Annotated in this window: 21 protein-coding genes; all 21 read right to left on the bottom strand. The window is 33.5% G+C overall.

What is annotated here, in order from left to right:
- Window positions 1-79 precede the first annotated feature (79 nt).
- The 21 genes from G9F72_RS12270 to G9F72_RS12170 all read right to left on the bottom strand — a co-directional run bounded on the left by G9F72_RS12270 (window position 80) and on the right by G9F72_RS12170 (window position 16423).
- Window positions 80-535: a GNAT family N-acetyltransferase gene (locus G9F72_RS12270; protein ID WP_164957420.1), complete on the bottom strand. Its 456-nt coding sequence runs from the start codon at window positions 533-535 to the stop codon at window positions 80-82.
- Window positions 536-613: 78 nt separating this feature from the next.
- A complete protein-coding gene (locus tag G9F72_RS12265; RefSeq protein ID WP_224676285.1) occupies window positions 614-868 on the bottom strand; it encodes a GNAT family N-acetyltransferase in 255 nt (84 codons plus the stop codon).
- A gap of 257 nt (window positions 869-1125) precedes the next feature.
- On the bottom strand, window positions 1126-1929 hold the full coding sequence (locus G9F72_RS12260; RefSeq protein ID WP_164957421.1) for a lipid II flippase Amj family protein: 804 nt from the start codon (window positions 1927-1929) through the stop codon (window positions 1126-1128).
- A 598-nt stretch (window positions 1930-2527) separates the two neighbouring features.
- A complete protein-coding gene (locus tag G9F72_RS12255) occupies window positions 2528-3169 on the bottom strand; it encodes a bifunctional precorrin-2 dehydrogenase/sirohydrochlorin ferrochelatase (RefSeq protein WP_164957422.1) in 642 nt (213 codons plus the stop codon).
- Window positions 3170-3204: 35 nt separating this feature from the next.
- A complete protein-coding gene (locus G9F72_RS12250) occupies window positions 3205-4050 on the bottom strand; it encodes an energy-coupling factor ABC transporter ATP-binding protein (RefSeq protein WP_164957423.1) in 846 nt (281 codons plus the stop codon).
- Entirely contained in the window at window positions 4029-4847 is an 819-nt protein-coding gene (gene cbiQ / locus G9F72_RS12245) for a cobalt ECF transporter T component CbiQ (protein ID WP_164957424.1), read from the bottom strand. Before cbiQ ends, G9F72_RS12250 begins: the two co-directional genes overlap by 22 nt.
- Window positions 4844-5158: an energy-coupling factor ABC transporter substrate-binding protein gene (locus G9F72_RS12240; protein ID WP_164957425.1), complete on the bottom strand. Its 315-nt coding sequence runs from the start codon at window positions 5156-5158 to the stop codon at window positions 4844-4846. Before G9F72_RS12240 ends, cbiQ begins: the two co-directional genes overlap by 4 nt.
- Window positions 5159-5161: 3 nt before the next feature.
- Complete coding sequence (locus G9F72_RS12235) at window positions 5162-5902, bottom strand: energy-coupling factor ABC transporter permease (protein WP_164957426.1); 741 nt, start codon at window positions 5900-5902, stop codon at window positions 5162-5164.
- A gap of 117 nt (window positions 5903-6019) precedes the next feature.
- Window positions 6020-6988: a porphobilinogen synthase gene (gene hemB, locus G9F72_RS12230; protein WP_164957427.1), complete on the bottom strand. Its 969-nt coding sequence runs from the start codon at window positions 6986-6988 to the stop codon at window positions 6020-6022.
- The gene (gene cobA, locus G9F72_RS12225; protein WP_164957428.1) at window positions 6981-8456 is read right to left on the bottom strand and encodes a uroporphyrinogen-III C-methyltransferase; all 1476 of its coding nucleotides are present in this window, start codon (window positions 8454-8456) and stop codon (window positions 6981-6983) included. The genes hemB and cobA overlap by 8 nt, the downstream gene beginning before the upstream one ends.
- A gap of 19 nt (window positions 8457-8475) precedes the next feature.
- Window positions 8476-9348, bottom strand: a complete 873-nt coding sequence (gene hemC / locus G9F72_RS12220) for a hydroxymethylbilane synthase (protein WP_164957429.1) — start codon at window positions 9346-9348, stop codon at window positions 8476-8478.
- Window positions 9349-9399: 51 nt separating this feature from the next.
- Window positions 9400-10131 carry a precorrin-6A reductase gene (gene cobK, locus G9F72_RS12215; protein WP_164957430.1) on the bottom strand — a complete coding sequence of 244 codons (732 nt, stop codon included), beginning with the start codon at window positions 10129-10131 and terminating at the stop codon, window positions 9400-9402.
- Window positions 10128-10847: a precorrin-3B C(17)-methyltransferase gene (gene cobJ, locus G9F72_RS12210; protein ID WP_164957431.1), complete on the bottom strand. Its 720-nt coding sequence runs from the start codon at window positions 10845-10847 to the stop codon at window positions 10128-10130. The genes cobK and cobJ overlap by 4 nt, the downstream gene beginning before the upstream one ends.
- Entirely contained in the window at window positions 10847-11812 is a 966-nt protein-coding gene (gene cbiG / locus G9F72_RS12205; protein ID WP_164957432.1) for a cobalt-precorrin 5A hydrolase, read from the bottom strand. Before cbiG ends, cobJ begins: the two co-directional genes overlap by 1 nt.
- Entirely contained in the window at window positions 11809-12570 is a 762-nt protein-coding gene (cobM, locus tag G9F72_RS12200) for a precorrin-4 C(11)-methyltransferase (protein WP_164957433.1), read from the bottom strand. The genes cbiG and cobM overlap by 4 nt, the downstream gene beginning before the upstream one ends.
- A complete protein-coding gene (gene cobI, locus G9F72_RS12195; protein ID WP_164957434.1) occupies window positions 12570-13229 on the bottom strand; it encodes a precorrin-2 C(20)-methyltransferase in 660 nt (219 codons plus the stop codon). The genes cobM and cobI overlap by 1 nt, the downstream gene beginning before the upstream one ends.
- A complete protein-coding gene (cbiT, locus tag G9F72_RS12190; RefSeq protein WP_164957435.1) occupies window positions 13226-13777 on the bottom strand; it encodes a precorrin-6Y C5,15-methyltransferase (decarboxylating) subunit CbiT in 552 nt (183 codons plus the stop codon). Before cbiT ends, cobI begins: the two co-directional genes overlap by 4 nt.
- A complete protein-coding gene (gene cbiE, locus G9F72_RS12185) occupies window positions 13764-14360 on the bottom strand; it encodes a precorrin-6y C5,15-methyltransferase (decarboxylating) subunit CbiE (protein WP_224676101.1) in 597 nt (198 codons plus the stop codon). Before cbiE ends, cbiT begins: the two co-directional genes overlap by 14 nt.
- Window positions 14357-15439 (bottom strand): cobalt-precorrin-5B (C(1))-methyltransferase CbiD, encoded by a 1083-nt coding sequence (gene cbiD, locus G9F72_RS12180; protein ID WP_164957436.1) that lies wholly within the window; start codon window positions 15437-15439, stop codon window positions 14357-14359. Before cbiD ends, cbiE begins: the two co-directional genes overlap by 4 nt.
- A complete protein-coding gene (locus G9F72_RS12175) occupies window positions 15432-16064 on the bottom strand; it encodes a precorrin-8X methylmutase (RefSeq protein ID WP_164957437.1) in 633 nt (210 codons plus the stop codon). Before G9F72_RS12175 ends, cbiD begins: the two co-directional genes overlap by 8 nt.
- A complete protein-coding gene (locus G9F72_RS12170; protein WP_164957438.1) occupies window positions 16055-16423 on the bottom strand; it encodes a sirohydrochlorin chelatase in 369 nt (122 codons plus the stop codon). The genes G9F72_RS12175 and G9F72_RS12170 overlap by 10 nt, the downstream gene beginning before the upstream one ends.
- Window positions 16424-16536 lie beyond the last annotated feature (113 nt).

Raw genomic sequence — 16536 nt, 5'->3', positions numbered from 1 at the left:
CCTCTATTAGTTTATCTATTTTCTTTAGTAATTCTTACAGTTGTTTATGACGAACTTCAAGAAAAACCCATCTTAAATATTAGTTTCTTTTTAGGATATAATTTCCAACATGAAACCCATAGCGTTCATAAAAAGGCAATGCTTTGTCATTTGCGTAAACTACATTAATTTCAATATTTGTTATTGTATTTGATTCAAACCAAGTTAAAGCATTCTTCATAAGTTTGTCACCTAATCTAAACTTACGATACTGATTTTCAATATATATTGATTCTATTTCTCCTAAATTATCTTCAATTGAACTTAAACAATAACCTATATAATTCCCCGTATCATTGTCTAAAAGTATATCAAGTTTCATAATACCTTTTTGTGCCTTTTTATAAATAGACTCCATTCTTTTATCAAAGGTATGATTCTTAAATTTATTCTTAAAATAAATTGATTTATCAAGGTGAATGGAATTAAGCTGTTCCCACAATGGCTTTATAAGTTCAATTTCAGTTATGTCTTTCTCAACTATGCAGATATTCATAAAACCCCTCCATATTTAATATATATTTCCTACGCATTTTTCTACAATTGTCCAACAATATATGAATATCACGAAACATTACACTCTTAAAATCCACCCAAATATACACTTTTGTCTCTCATCTTCCAGATACATCACATTATGTGGTGGCAAGTTTGCTATCTCTTTGAGTTTAAGCCCCTCTTCACAAGTTCTTCGAGATGCCCAATTGTCAGGGTCACATGTTATTATTACTTTATCCATTCCATGAGAAATTGCTACCTGTTTAATAATTCTACATGTTTTTGAAGCATAGCTTTTACCCCTATAGGCTTCATCTATTCCATAACCAATATGACCACCATAATATATGTTCTTAATATAACCAATAGAATATCAATATTACCTATGCTATCATTTGAATTGTATAAAGTAATCTTATATTTGTAACCTGTCCAGTTTACCTAGTGGCTTAGTGATTTTTACATTTGCTTATGAGAAACTTTTAGAAGATTGTGAACTAACTTTATTTGACCAATTCTAAATACTTCTAATAATTATTCGGCTAAACATTTTGATGAGTCAATGGTCAATGATATTTTCATTATATTCTAAATTATTTTAGCTATAAAGGATATTATTTGAGCTGCTGGAACTAATAAAATCTGAGCTAAAATCGTACCTACTATTAGCCCTCCAACAATAAAAATTATACATCTATCAAACTGCAATTGAGTACATTCTCCTTTGATTACATCATCTGTTAGAATTGATATATATGGGTCAATGAATATAACCATAAGTATTGTTGACAGCCCAGTTATTACAGCTGACAATGTACTACATGTTGTTCTTAATTCTGGATTTAAACATCCTGCATACAGTGATGCCAAAACACCAACAGTTGATATTGAAAATGCTAAAGTGTTAAGTAAAATAATTTTCTTTGGCATAATTTTGAAATTTTTCAAAAGTGACAAGTTTTCTTTTTTTGGTCTTGTGACACTATTTTTAAATTGCAATATTCCTGATTTCGAGAAACCATGTAATAATAATTTAGGTATAGAACGATTAATACTAAATGATTCCACAGCCTTCCCAAAAACTTTTATAAAGGTTGGCATTAATGCTGAGCCAATAATCGTCGCAAACGTTGTCGATAATAATATCCATCTGAATGTAGATAATAAACTTTGGGGATTTCCTATTTTTATAGTATTTTCAATTGTTTTAGCCAATAATGGCGCTTGAACACTATTTGCAGTTCTAGAAATTAATGCAAAAATATTGAATACTGCAAAAGATACTGCTATTCTTCCTGTTCTTACAGCAACAATTCTTACAGAATAAGCTAGCGTTGAAATTATAGAAATGATAACTGTAAGAATTAAAACGATTATTACTTGTGTAGACATTTACTTTCCCCCATCCATCCTTCTACCTTAATTCGCCCTGTTCTACCAGTGTGATGCTTTTATTATACCATATTTACCGTATATTGGAGATAACAAACGAATGTACGATTTTAACTAAAATCGTACATTCGTTTATAACTTTATTTAAGAGAATTGTGCCTTGTCAGCCCTATATTTATAAAAAGAATTATTATACCTTGTCCAACTTCTGTATTCCACACCATTCAATTAAGTATCCATTTTTCAGCACCCCCATATAATTCTTACTTATGCAATGGATATACTTGACAATGCACTAATAATACTTCAAATTACAAATTTATTATATTTATTAAGGATTACTTAGAGATTAGGAATCAAACATTGGACTCCGTTAAGACAAACTTGGAATTAAGATATGCGTCTATTATCACTAACTAAAGGTATTGTTCAAAATGTAAAATAATATTTAGAAAAAAGTGTTATTTTTCAATGGTTCTTTGGTTAATAAAGAAGGCCTATGACGTTAGGTCTACAATTGTTCATGAGTCAAGTTTGAAAGGGAAGAGTGAGGATTTAATAGATATATCAAAAGATCTTGATGTAATTTCAAGGAAATTTACCTCGTTATATCCTGAGCATACGCCTCCATTTCTTTTCTAACTCCCTCTTCTCCTATTTCCTTAAGCCTTTTAATATAATATTCCATGTCTAAGGAATCTATTATATCTTTTCTTTTTGAACTGGACTTAATATTCAAAAGGAGCTCTTTTCTAAAATCACCTAATATATTTATAATTGTACTGTAGCTATCATCAAATTGAAGTTCTAATTTCTTTCTAAGTAATTTGCTATAAAAGGGGCATTTGCCATTAGTAGATACTGTTATTGTTAAATCCCCCCTTTTAACTTTTGAAGGAACTATAAATTTACTACTTTCTAGATCATCTACTACATTTACGAGAATATCTTTTTGAGCGCAATCCCTAGCTATTTGAAGATTAACCCCACTATCATTAGTGGCTGCAATAACTATAAAAGCTTCGTTAATATATTCACTTTTATAACTATCTACAATATATGTAATGCTCTCATTTTCAAGTGATAAATTTATGTTTTCATTAATTTCCCTAGAAACAAGTGTTACCTTCCCACCATATTCAATTAGCTCATTAATTTTCCTAAAGGCAACATTTCCACCTCCAACAACTAAACATTTTTTATTTTTTATATTAATCATCATTGGATAGTATTTAGTCATATCATCATTCCTCCAAAAGGATTTATCTATTTTATTTATTCCTTATTTAAAATTTTAAAAAGTTCTTCTTTATTTCTAGGCACATTATTTAGAAGCTTGCGATTAACCTCCCCATTTTTACATAACACTTCATAAATTTCAAGTATTAATGGCTTTTCAAGATAAGAGTTAACTATTAATTCATCATCTGAAAAGATTGCGTAAGGTGTGCCTTCTTTAACTATTTCTCCATCCTTCATAACAATTATGTAGTCTGACCAGGCATAGGCTAGCTCAACATCATGGGTTGATAAAATCACAGTCATGCCCTCTTCATTAAGTTTATCAAGTATCTGCACTATTTGTTTTGAATGCACAGGGTCAAGGCTTGAAGTGGGTTCATCAAGTATTATTACTTCTGGCTTCATAGCAATTATATCTGCTATTGCCACCCTTTTCTTTTGTCCATAACTTAGGAAATGAACTGCTTTATCTTTAAAACCAATCATACCTGTATTTGTAAGTGCGACCTCCACACGATTTCTAACTTCACCCTCATCAAGCTTTAAGTTCATTGGTCCAAAAGAAACTTCTTGATATACACTTGCTGAAAAAAGCTGATTATCAGGGTCTTGAAATACAATTCCTATATTTTTTCTTAGGGCATGTAATGATGTTCGATTATACTTTATTTCATTTCCACCATAAATCACTTTACCCGAAGATGGTTTTAAAATACCATTAAAATTTAAAAATAATGTTGATTTACCCGACCCATTTACACCGAGAAAGGATATCTTTTTGCCTTTCTCTATTTTCAAACTAATATTGTTCAAAGCCTTAGTTCCATCTTGATACTGAAAATTTAAATTCACTGTTTCTATAATATATTTTTTCTCCATATTACCCCTCCCATGACTCCTATGCATGTATTTTCATTTATAGCTAGAAATATTAAAAACACTTCTAGAAATAATATCATGACTAGATTTACATATGAAATTTTATAATTATTTTCAATAACATTAATATCACCCTCATAGCATCTTGATTCTAGTGCATTATACATATCTTGAGAACGTTTATAGGAACTTAGAAATAGTGAACCTATGAGTTTCCCCAATGAGTTATAGCCAGTTTTTAGGTTTGAATATCCAAGTCTTGAATCTTGTGATATATAAATTAGATTTACTGTTTCTAGAAATATAAAAATAAACCTATAAATTAGACTCATTAACTCTACAAACAATTTTGGAACTTTTAGTTTCTTTAATACAGATAAAAGTTCAACAATAGGAGTAGATAGAGAAAGGAAGTATAGGCATGAGACTGCAGCAAGTGATCTAAATAATACTTTTGCACTTTCTATAATACTTTCCTGTGTACACCCAAACCTAATATTAAAAATACTAAAACCAAATAATGTATGGCTGCTATAATCTCCTATATTTATTGCAATGGTGATAACTCCCACAATCAAAAACCCTAGGGGAATTAACATTAATACTAAATATGAGCTGAAGGGTATTTTCCCTTTATAAACAGTTATAAAACCCATAAGAATTATAACAATTATGGATATTAAAATATTATTTAAGTATATACTTAGTAGCATGGTTAAAATAGCAAATATAAATTTTTCCATTGGGTTAACTTTTCTGAGCTTGGATATATAAGATAATTTATCAATAGAAATCATATTTCTTCACTTTTATGGAATCTTTTTTTCCCTTTAGCGTATCCAAAATAGTAACCAATAAATCCTGCACCTAGGGCTGCTTGCAAGGAAAATAATAAACTTGCTATCTCACCGCTGGGTGGTGTCCAAATGGACGAAAACCAGGGCTTATAATTAGTATCAATTTGGCTAATTGCCTTCTTCGCCTTATCATCTGCACCACCAAATTCTGCATTTTTACGAATAAATAATGGTGCAACTGCAAGAATTATCACAATAAGTGCTAATAAAAGGTTTTTCTTTAGCATTTTATTATTTTTTTTATTATCCATTTTTTATGCCTCCTCAGATAGCACTTTTAAGTCTATTAGTTCGTCCTTACTATAGGCAGTTAAAAGGTTAAATATTATAACCGTGAGTATGCCCTCACTAATAGCAAGGGGAATTTGAGTTACAGCAAATATACCCATAAATTTCATAAGTGATGCTATAAACCCTCCAGTTTTATCTGGAAAAGCTAGAGCAAGTTGAAAAGAAGTTGTAACATACGTCATTATATCTCCAAGAGCAGCAGCAGTAAAGATTGCAATTGATTGGGATACCTTCATTTTTTTTAATACTTTATATGTAAAATATGCTACTAAACCTCCAACAACAGCCATTGAAAACGCATTTGCTCCAAGGGTAGTTAATCCTCCATGGGCAAGTATAAGTGCTTGAAATATAAGGACTATAAATCCTATTACACACATTACTGTTGGCCCAAAAAGTATTGCCCCAAGCCCAATTCCAGTTGGATGTGAGCAACTTCCAGTAACTGATGGAATTTTAAGTGCTGATAGTGCAAAGGTAAATGCACCTACCATTGCCATAAGCATTTTTATTCTCGGATTTATTTCTATTTTTTTCTTTATTGAAAACATACCTACAATAATAAATGGTAAACTAATTGCCCCCCATGAAATACACCATAATGGTGGTAAGAACCCTTCCATTATATGCATTGCAAAAACATTTTTAGGAATATATATTAGCATTATTAAAACTCCCAAGGCAACTTGATATTTTTTTTTCATTAAAAACATTCCTCTTTTCTATAATATTATAATGCTCACCGGTCAATATAAAAATACTGACTAGTGAGCATGCTGATTAGATTTTACCCCAAAATATCAAGGAATTTTTCTTGAAATCTAAACTTCCTTAAGCCACCTGCAAGCATCTATTGCATAATAAGTAATTATTATATGCGCACCTGCCCTTTTTATTGATGTTAACATCTCCATGGCAATATTTTTCTCATTAATAAGTCCCTTTTCAGCTGCAGCCTTAACCATTGCGAATTCTCCACTTACACTATAAGCTGCTATTGGCACATCAAATCTATCCCTTGCCCATCTTATTACATCAAGATATGAAATTGCTGGCTTTACCATAACAATATCAGCACCCTCTTCTATATCATCCTCAATCTCGCACATTGCTTCTCTTATATTTGCTGGGTCCATTTGATAAGTTTTTCTATCTCCAGATTGTGGTGCGGAGTGAGCTGCTTCTCTAAAAGGGCCATAAAATGCCGATGAATACTTTGCACTATAAGACATTATTGATACATTTTTAAAATTATTTTCATCTAGAATATTTCTAATAGCTAAAACCCTTCCGTCCATCATATCAGAGGGTGCTACCATATCTGCTCCAGCTTTTGCGTGGGACAGTGCAATTTTGCATAAATAATGAAGTGATGCGTCATTTTCAATAACATCATCCTTAATTATTCCACAATGCCCATGGCTTGTAAACTGGCACATGCATATATCCGTAATTACTAAGAGTTCCTTATTCAGCTCTTTTACTTTTCTTACAGCCCTTTGAACTATTCCATCATCTATCCATGCGGAAGTTCCAACCTTATCCTTGGTATCAGGAAGTCCAAATAAAATAACCCCCCTAATTCCGGCCTCTTGCACCTCATCTATTATTTCATGGAGTCTATCCACTGAATAATGATAATTTCCTGGCATCGATGTAATTTCTTCTTTTATATTTTCACCCTCCACAGCAAATATTGGAAATATAAAGTCCTTAGGTGTTAATATTGTCTCTCTTACTAAATCTCTTATTGCTGTATTTGCTCTTAGTCTTCTTCTTCTGTTAATCATTTTTTTCTCCTTTTAATTGCAACAAATTTTTGATTATTCCATCACTGGAATATTCATCGCATATACTATATTTAATATCATTTTTATAGAGTTCAGCCCCTGTTATGGGACCAATGGCTATACATTCTTTTTCCCTTATTCTATTTATTCCAACCATTGATATCATATTTTTAACCGTTGAGGGACTTGTGAAAATAACAATATCAACATTATCAAATGTACCCTCATTTTGAAGTGTGCCCTCCTCAATTTCATAAATAGGAACCTCATCCACAGAGCAATGAAGTTTTTTAAGTTCCTCCCCCAGATATGCTCTTGCATTCTTAGACCCTGGAATTAATATTTTATCACAGGGTTTTACATATCTTTTAAGCTCTGTTAGAAGAGATTCTGAAACAAATTGCTTTGCAATAATTAGAGGAATTATCCCCCTATCTCTTAGTGCCTGTGCTGTTGCAGGACCTATTGCACAAAATTCCCCACCTATCTTCCTAATATCAAATTCACTTTCCTTTAAATATTTGAAAAATAAGTTAACTGCATTTACACTTGTAAAAACCATATAATTATATAAACTAATTTTTTCAATATAATCTGTTAATTTTATTGAAGTATCCACTATTTCAATTGAATTTATAGGGGTTACCTGTGCACCTAAATCAAGTAGTTTTTCACTAATTTCTATACTTTGCTCCTTTGAGCGGGTTATACAAATGTTCTTTCCAAATAGAGGTTTTCTTTCATACCAATTAAGTTTCTCGCTTAATCCAACAACCCCTCCAACCACAATTATGCAGGGAGATTTTAATCCTGATACTGCTGCCTTACTGCATATATTACTAAGGGTTCCCACAATCTTTTTTTGATTTGAGGTTGTCCCACTCATAATGACAGCGCATGGGCATTCTGAATCCTTGTTATTGGCTATTAGCGAATTTGCTATAGCATTTATATTTTTAAGTCCCATTAGAAATATCAAGGTTCCAGTTAATTCAGCTACACTTTTCCAGTTAACGTCTAATTTCTCTGCACTTTGTCCAGTAAATACATGAAAACTCTGTGATATTCCCCTATGTGTTACTGGAATTCCAGCATAATTTAAGACAGCTATTGCCGAAGTAATTCCAGGAATTACTTCAAATTCAATTTTCTCATCTTCTAGCCTTAAGGCCTCCTCTCCACCTCTTCCGAATACATAGGGGTCTCCTCCCTTTATTCTGCAAACGGTGTTTCCTTCTTGTGCTAATTTTACAAGCATATCATTTATTTCTTCCTGAGTTTTATAATGGCAGCCCGGTTCCTTACCACAATAATATATTTTACATTTCTCATTTAAATATTTTAATAGACTATCATTAGCAAGCCTATCATATAGAACTGCAGAACATTTCTCAAGAATCCTTTTGCCCTTAAGGGTTAGAAGTTCCTCATCTCCAGGTCCTGCACCAATCAAATATACCTTTGACATAAACAATCACCACACTCTCTTAAGCATTTATTATCTTTTCGCCAAGCAATTTTCCAAGATTTATATAATCATACTTACTTCCTAATATATCTTTTTTAATAAATTTTCCATTAAGTTCAAATACACCCTGAATATACATGTCCTCATTTTGTAGTCTAGCATATGCTCCAATTGGAGAATGGCATCCTCCATTTAATCGTCTCATAAAGCTTCTCTCTGCATCCACGCATATCCTGGTCTCGTGGTGTTCTATACTTTTTAATATATCAATATAGGAGCTTGTCTTTAAGGCTTCAATTCCAAGGGCCCCTTGACCTATAGCAGGTACAAACTCTTCCAAATCAAGATACTGGGTTATAATGCACTCCATTCCCAGCCTCTTTAGCCCAGCTGCTGCCAGTATAATCCCATCCAGGTTTTCCCTTTCTATTTTGTCCACCCTAGTTTGAACATTTCCTCTAATAGGTACCATTATAGCATCTGGTCTTAGTTCCATAATCTGCGTAGAACGTCTTTTACTACTTGTCCCGATTCTAGCACCCCTTGGTAAATCTTCAAGTGGTATACCGTTCATGGATACATAAACGTCCCGAGCATCCTCACGAATTGGCATTGAAACTATTTCAAAGCCCTCGGGCATTGCGTAAGGCACATCCTTCATACTATGAACCGCGGCTTCTGCACGCCCCTCAAGTATTGCAATTTCAATCTCCTTAACAAAAACACCCTTACCACCTATCTTATCAAGACTTACATCGAGTATTCTGTCTCCCTTTGTATCAAGTAATAGCTTGTCGCAAATTAGTTTATGTTTTTGGTATATCATGCTCATAACAAGATCAGTTTGAACCTGTGCTAGCTTACTTTTTCTAGACGCTATTATTATTCCCAAATCATGACCCAACCTCTCGAAATACATATTTTTAATATCTTCTTAGTCCAATCATAAAATCATCTCTACTAGTTTATCCATATCATTTATTCCATCCTCAAATCCTCGTCCAATTACTATGGGAGTAATTCCACATTTAAAACAAGCTTCTATTTTCTCTGGCGTTCCACCGACGCTTCCACTGTCCTTCATAACAACATAATCCGCATTATATTCCTTGAATATACTAATATTAAGTTCTTCGGAAAAAGGCCCCAGCATCCCAATAATATCCTTCATCTTAATATTGTTATCAATACACTCCTGAATACTAAAGATTGTTGGAAGTACCCTATATATAAATCTATGCCTATCTTTATCTTTTATTGCCTCAAAATCTACTATATTCTTAATCCCAGTTGTAAATAGAACATGTCCCTGAACTTCTTTTATAAACTCAATACATTCTGATATGGAATTCACATAAACAACATTTTGGAATTCAGTTTTTTTACGTACAAACCTCAGGTATTTTATTTTACCCTTCTGGCAAGCAAGTCGTGCATTTTCACTTACTTCAATAGCGTAAGGGTGGGACATGTCAATTACAGTTTCAATGTTATGCATTTTAATAAATTCTAACATTTCCTCATAATTCATCCTCGCAACCACAACATTCTCATGTTCATCCTCTATTACCTCACTGCCGCTATAGGTTGCAACAGATATTACATACTTCAAAAGCCCCTTTATTTTAGATATTAAAATAGTGCTTTCTGTGGTTCCTCCAATAATCCATATCAAAGATTGTACCCCCTTGGAGTTATTATTTTCCCATCCTTTATGTAGGTTTTGCTATTACCAATAAGTACAACTGTCATCATATCTATAAACTCAAAATCCACAGTGGCAAGGGTTACTATTTTCCTGTCATTACCTTCTCTACCTGCATTTTTAACAAGCCCTACAGGAACTTCTCCATTCTTATACATTCTTATTATTTCAATTGCTCTTTCTATTTGGGTTCTTCGCCCCTTGCTCTTTGGGTTGTATAGAGCTATTACAAAATCAGCACTTGCCGCAGAATGCAGCCTTTTTTCAATAACCTCCCAAGGTGTAAGTAAATCACTGAGACTTATTGTGCAAAAGTCATGCATAATAGGTGCTCCAAGCTCTGAAGCAGCGCAAAAGGCAGCACTAACACCAGGAATTACCTCAACTTCTATATCGCCAGCTAGTTCAAGTATTAACCCAGCCATACCATAAAGGCCTGGATCTCCCGTGCTTATAATGCAGGTATCAAGTCCATTTTCAACCTCCTGCAAAGCCAATTTGCATCTTTCTATTTCACCCTTCATACCAGTTGAAATAATTTTCTTACCTACTATTATCTCTTTCACAAGTTCTATATAAAATTTGTATCCAACCACAACCTCACATTTCTTTATCACGTTTGCTGCCTTATATGTAAGATTATCTAGGCCCCCAGGACCAATACCAACTACGTAAAGTTTAGCCATTATTTTCCTCCTTTAGAAATAGCAATTGTTATCCCATTTATTGCAGTTCTACCAACTATTAAATCCCCACCGGAAATATACGCACAAGGCTCACATACGGAGGATACTCCAATTGTATCTTCTACAAATGCGCTTTTACTGAATTTATCTTGAACCACTTTAATAGTTTCCCTTGAAATTATCACCATTTCACAATTTAAATACTTACAAGCATCTATTATTCCAACTTCATCTTGCTTTACATCAACAGTTGCAATTTGTTTTATACACTTTATACTTAAATCATTGTCATTAAATGTAGCCAGGAGGGCACTAATTATCTCATCCACTGTCTTCCCACGTCTGCAGCCTAGTCCCACTGTAATATTTTTAGGTCTTAAAATACAGCTAGGTTTATCATAAATAATATTGAGTTTTGAACAAACGAATATTGCCCCAACCTCATTATTTTTAACAATATTGCTATATCCTATTTTAGCTTGGATTTCAGATTCAAGCCTTATATCTTCTCCGTCTATCATCATAGAGGTTATTTTTTTTGCATCGCCAAAATTCTCAATAAAAAGATTATTTCTTTTTGCAAACATGTCAACTGCCTCTATTCCCCTACCATCTGATGCCGTTGTAATTATTGCTTGATTGTTAAGACAAGCTGCTATATTCTCTGTAAGCTCATTTGCCCCTCCAATATGTCCTGATAAAAGGCTTATTGAGTATCTACCTAGGTCATCCACCACAACTATTGCAGGATCAACACCCTTATTTTTTATAAATGGTGCTGATATTCTAATTGCAATTCCCGTGGAAGAGACAAAAACAATTCCACCATAATGTTCAAAAATATGATTTAAATTACTTTTATAATTTTCCTTAGAGTATATATGTACTTCATAATCTGAGGAATCTACTATTCTCTCTGCAATAGCTTTTCCGCTGCTGGTAAAATAAAGACAGGCAATCTTCATTTTACTCCCTTGCGGAAGCCATGGGTAAATTGAGGATGATATAATAATGAGCGTTCATATTCTCCCTCTATAAAGTCTCCTACTAGAATTTGAGAAAAATTTCCTATACCCTCAGCTTTTACTTTCCCAGCAATATTATTAAGTCTTCCCATAATAATCTTTTCCTCTGGCCAGGTAGCTTTATAAACAACCGCAACAGGAACATCATCTCTGCCATAACCTTTGGTAAGTTTCGCAACTACATTATCAATATCTTGAACTGATAGGAAAATAGCCATAGAACATTTATGCGCCGCAAGTTTTTCTAAATCCTCTTCAGGTGGCACTGGTGTTCTTCCTTCCATTCTAGTAATTATTACGGTTTGGCTTACATTTGGAAGGGTGAATTCCTTTTTAATGGCTGCAGCACTGGCTGTAAAGGAACTTACTCCTGGTATTACTTTATATTCTATATTATGTTTATCAAGTTCATCCATCTGCTCCCTGATTGCTCCATAAATTGATGGATCTCCAGTATGAAGTCTTACAACTGTTTTATCACTGTTTTGATTTTGATCACTTACCATTACAGAAATAACCTCTTCAAGTGTCATTGAAGCGCTATTATATTTTTTAAAGTCACTTTTACAATACTTCAAATGTTCGTCCCATACAAGGGAGCCTGCATATATAACTACATCCGCAGCTTCTAAAATTCTTCTTCCCTTAACAGTTATTAAATCAACATCCCCGGGTCCCGCACCTACAAAATAAATCACTAATGTTTCCTCCTTGCATATATTAAAGACATGTAATCATTGTCGCCTAGTATTTTTGATTTTTCATACATTATCTCTTCATTTTCCTGTGTACATCTTTTCACACAAACATATTCAAACCCATGTTTTGTAAGTTTGTCCATTATATCTAATTTATTTTTTATTATTTTAAGCACACATACGGTATCAACCCTCTTAAGTATTTCTTCATCTAAAGTCCCATCTGCAAGGTAAAAACTTTCATTTTTTAAAGTTAAAGGCAATGAAAGTCTTGATGATGCTGCATTAAATGAGGTTATTCCTGGGATAGTTTCCACATTGACATCCGTTTTTTTAAGTTCAAAGAGCAAATATAAATAAGTACTGTAGGTCATTGGATCACCAAGGGTTAAAAATACTCCCACCTCATCCTCGCCTAGAATCTCATTAATTTTAATGGCTGCGTTTTTATATCTTTCTTCATTATCCTCACCCATGGGAAAATCGATTTCAACGATCCTTTTGTCATAGGTGTAATCACTAACTATTTTTCCTGCAAGACTATTTCCCTTGCTACTTGGCAAAAATACATAATCACAACTACGAATTAGATTATAACCCTTTAGTGTAATAAGTTCCTTGTCCCCTGGCCCTACTCCAATACCATAAATCTTTCTCATATTTTTCTCCCCTTAACTATATAGACAGGATTTTGACCCTTCATAAGTCCTAGTCTATCCATAACTGAACATTGAATAAGCCTAACCTCGATATCCTCATATCCTAATTTCATTAATAAGTTTTTAAACTCAATCATGTTATCAGGAATAATAAAATTACCCACAATAATTCCACCACTTAGTAGCTTTTCACTTACAGCAAGAACAATAGCACTAAGCTTTCCACCACTTCCACCAATAAAACATTTATTAAAAGCTTCAATATTTTCTAGTACCTCTGGGGCATTTCCGCCTATGACATTTACAGCTGCGTTAAATTTTTCAGAGTTTTCAGCGATAAGTTCTAATCCCTCGACCTCTCTCTCAACTGCAAATACCTTTGCGCATAGCATCGCTGCCTGAATAGAAATTGAACCACTTCCTGCACCAACATCTAAAAATACATCACCACTGCATATATCGAGCATGGCAAGGGTAAGAACTCTAACCTCAAATTTAGTCATAGGAATCTTTCCACGTATAAAATCTTCATCTCTAAGCCATTTCATTTTCGATCACCACCACTGAAATATTACCTGCTATTTCTATCTCATCGCCTATGTTATTAATTAATATAACTTCCTCATCGTAGGAGAGGTTATACCCTGTATGGATTTTCCCAATTACACCTAGTTCACATAACTTTTTTGATATGAAATTAGGGTTATTTGTTTTATCCGTAAGTATTACTGAGAGCCTGCTTTTAACAACTCCTTCAAGTTTTTCGTCCCTTCCATGAAGACTTATAAGTAAGGCATCCTGCCAACTCTTTTTAAGTTTTGCCATCATATACTGAAAGGAAGAAATTCCTGGTATTACTTCGCCTATTACAATACCCTTCTTTCTTAAGTAATCTATAATACCAAAAAAACAAGGATCCCCCGATGCAAGTATTGCTGTATTTACCTTATTATCTAGGTTTTCAATTATCTCATCAACCCTATTTACTTCAATAACGCTATTTACTATAACTTTGGCAGTGCTACATATTCTTCCGAAGGCTATAACCCTATCCGCGGATTTTATTGCATTTATTGCTTCCATTGTAAGATAATTTATATTTCCTGGCCCCATGCCAACAACTTTAATCATAACTTCACCCCAAGTATTCCATAATCCATTGAATACATTATTACATCAATGTTAGATTCATTACCATCATCTTTAAGATATCTTTTGATTCTGTCAATGCAGCCATCTATCATATTATTTATCACCACTGGATAATTGTTATTCATTATGAGTGTAAGTGCCTCCTCGGAGGTTTTACATTCATTAACGTTATTTATTAACTCAAGGGGAGCACTGTTAAGTGCAAGATAATAAACAAAAGCTTCAATTCTAACATCACAAATCTTACTATGTGTATTAAAGGCTCCTATTGAAAGCTTGCATAACTTTCCAATATGGCCTACAAGTGTTATTTTATCAAAACCCTGGTTTTTAGAGTAAAGAAGCATATCACCTATAAAGTTTGATATTTTTATTTTAGCCCCCACAAGTTTTAAGTCTTCAACAACCTTCTCACCATAATTTCCGAGGAATAGTACTATCTCCCTCATTCCTTTATCATAAGCATCATCAATTTCTATATAAATACTTTTCTTAAGCGCTTCATCGGACATTGGCTCCACTATTCCCTTTGTTCCAATTATGGATATACCATCAATTATTCCAAGATTTGAATTAAAGGTTTTTTTAGCTATTTCTCTACCCCTTGGTGCGTATATTAATACATTAAAACCACAATTTGATACCTTTAATAATTCATCTGCAATCATTTTTCTTGGAACAGGATTGATTGCCGCGGTGCCACTCTTTCCCCAAAAACCACTTCTTGTTATTGTTCCTATACCCTCGCCACCATCAATAACAATTTTAGAATCATTACGTTTGCTCACTTTTGCATATATCTCTATTTTATCTGTAGAATCAGGATCATCTCCTGCATCTTTTATAATGCAGCAATATACATAATCATTCTCAATATGAATGTCCATAGGCTTCAACGTAAGCACTATTCCAGCTGGCGTGTCTATACATATATTTTCTAATTTTTCTCTACTTAGTAACATTGATGCCGCTGCTTTTGCAGCACCTGCTGCGCAGCTTCCAGTTGTATACCCACATCTAAGGCTTTCCCCATATTTAACTACATAGTGTTCAATCATTTCGCTTGCCATCTAGCGCAATATACATTAATGCATTTACTATGGATGCTGCCACATTGCTTCCTCCCTTTGTACCAATTGTTGTTATTGAAGGCACATCAAATCCTCTAATATATTCCTTAGACTCTGCAGCCCCAACGAATCCAACTGGGACTCCAATAATAAGCTTTGGCGACACTTTATTTTCATTTATAAGCTCCCCAATTCTATATAACGCAGTGGGAGCATTACCAATTACAAAAATATCAACCTCTTCACTTGCTGCATAATCCATAGATGCCATTGACCTTGTAATTCCCTTTAACTTTGCATTTTTAAATATTTCATCGTGTCCAATAAAACATTCCACTTTGCAGTTTAGCTTTTCAAGTGCTGGTTTGTTTATTCCAGAAAGTGCCATGGTTGTATCAGTTACAATTCTACACCCACCCTTTATTGCCTTAAGGCCTTCCTCTATTGCTCCTGATTTTATACTCACTATGTTCTTATAATCAAAATCTCCTGTGGTATGTATTGTTCTTTCCACAACCTTAAGTTCCATTGGGCTGAGGCCATGCTCCCCAAGCTGCGTTTCAATTATCTCCATGCTTTTATTTTCTATATCCATAGGTATTTTTATATACATGTTAATTCTCCCTCCGCATTTTCCTTCAGTATATCTGCAATTATATTATTGTATCCAATTGGTCTTGCCAATGTTATTTTAAGATCTCCATATTTAGCTTTGATTTCTTTCAAAATTCCAGGGACATCTTCCTTAATATGAATTCCTGAAAAAAGGAAATATGGAACAACTACTATATCTCGAGTCCCATTTTTATACATAACATCAATTGTGTCTGGTATGTTTGGTGGACATAACTCCATAAAACATCCCTCTACATTTTCCTCTACCTTCAACCTAAAATTATCTAGTACCCTATTAAAAACCTCAAAGGCCTCTTTTGACCTACTTCCGTGTCCAACAACTAATATACCCTTCATCTATTTACTCCTCTCGACTAAATTTATAACATTTTAAATCACTCTAATTCAAAAAAACAAAAATACCCGACCTACAAAAGGTCGAGTAAAAGATTTTATAAAAATAAAATGCC

Source organism: Clostridium estertheticum, assembly GCF_011065935.2.
GTDB lineage: Bacteria > Bacillota > Clostridia > Clostridiales > Clostridiaceae > Clostridium_AD > Clostridium_AD estertheticum_A.
This window is presented reverse-complemented; position numbering and strand designations above follow the sequence as displayed.

Bases quoted from the DNA above. Each gene is read 5' to 3' on its own strand.
- G9F72_RS12270 (WP_164957420.1), bottom strand. From the start codon at position 535: ATGAATATCTGCATAGTTGAGAAAGACATAACTGAAATTGAACTTATA.
- G9F72_RS12260 (WP_164957421.1), bottom strand. From the start codon at position 1,929: ATGTCTACACAAGTAATAATCGTTTTAATTCTTACAGTTATCATTTCT.
- G9F72_RS12255 (WP_164957422.1), bottom strand. From the start codon at position 3,169: ATGACTAAATACTATCCAATGATGATTAATATAAAAAATAAAAAATGT.
- G9F72_RS12250 (WP_164957423.1), bottom strand. From the start codon at position 4,050: ATGGAGAAAAAATATATTATAGAAACAGTGAATTTAAATTTTCAGTAT.
- cbiQ (WP_164957424.1), bottom strand. From the start codon at position 4,847: ATGATTTCTATTGATAAATTATCTTATATATCCAAGCTCAGAAAAGTT.
- G9F72_RS12240 (WP_164957425.1), bottom strand. From the start codon at position 5,158: ATGGATAATAAAAAAAATAATAAAATGCTAAAGAAAAACCTTTTATTA.
- G9F72_RS12235 (WP_164957426.1), bottom strand. From the start codon at position 5,902: ATGAAAAAAAAATATCAAGTTGCCTTGGGAGTTTTAATAATGCTAATA.
- hemB (WP_164957427.1), bottom strand. From the start codon at position 6,988: ATGATTAACAGAAGAAGAAGACTAAGAGCAAATACAGCAATAAGAGAT.
- cobA (WP_164957428.1), bottom strand. From the start codon at position 8,456: ATGTCAAAGGTATATTTGATTGGTGCAGGACCTGGAGATGAGGAACTT.
- cobJ (WP_164957431.1), bottom strand. From the start codon at position 10,847: ATGGCTAAACTTTACGTAGTTGGTATTGGTCCTGGGGGCCTAGATAAT.
- cbiG (WP_164957432.1), bottom strand. From the start codon at position 11,812: ATGAAGATTGCCTGTCTTTATTTTACCAGCAGCGGAAAAGCTATTGCA.
- cobI (WP_164957434.1), bottom strand. From the start codon at position 13,229: ATGAGAAAGATTTATGGTATTGGAGTAGGGCCAGGGGACAAGGAACTT.
- cbiT (WP_164957435.1), bottom strand. From the start codon at position 13,777: ATGAAATGGCTTAGAGATGAAGATTTTATACGTGGAAAGATTCCTATG.
- cbiE (WP_224676101.1), bottom strand. From the start codon at position 14,360: ATGATTAAAGTTGTTGGCATGGGGCCAGGAAATATAAATTATCTTACA.
- cbiD (WP_164957436.1), bottom strand. From the start codon at position 15,439: ATGATTGAACACTATGTAGTTAAATATGGGGAAAGCCTTAGATGTGGG.
- G9F72_RS12175 (WP_164957437.1), bottom strand. From the start codon at position 16,064: ATGTATATAAAAATACCTATGGATATAGAAAATAAAAGCATGGAGATA.
- G9F72_RS12170 (WP_164957438.1), bottom strand. From the start codon at position 16,423: ATGAAGGGTATATTAGTTGTTGGACACGGAAGTAGGTCAAAAGAGGCC.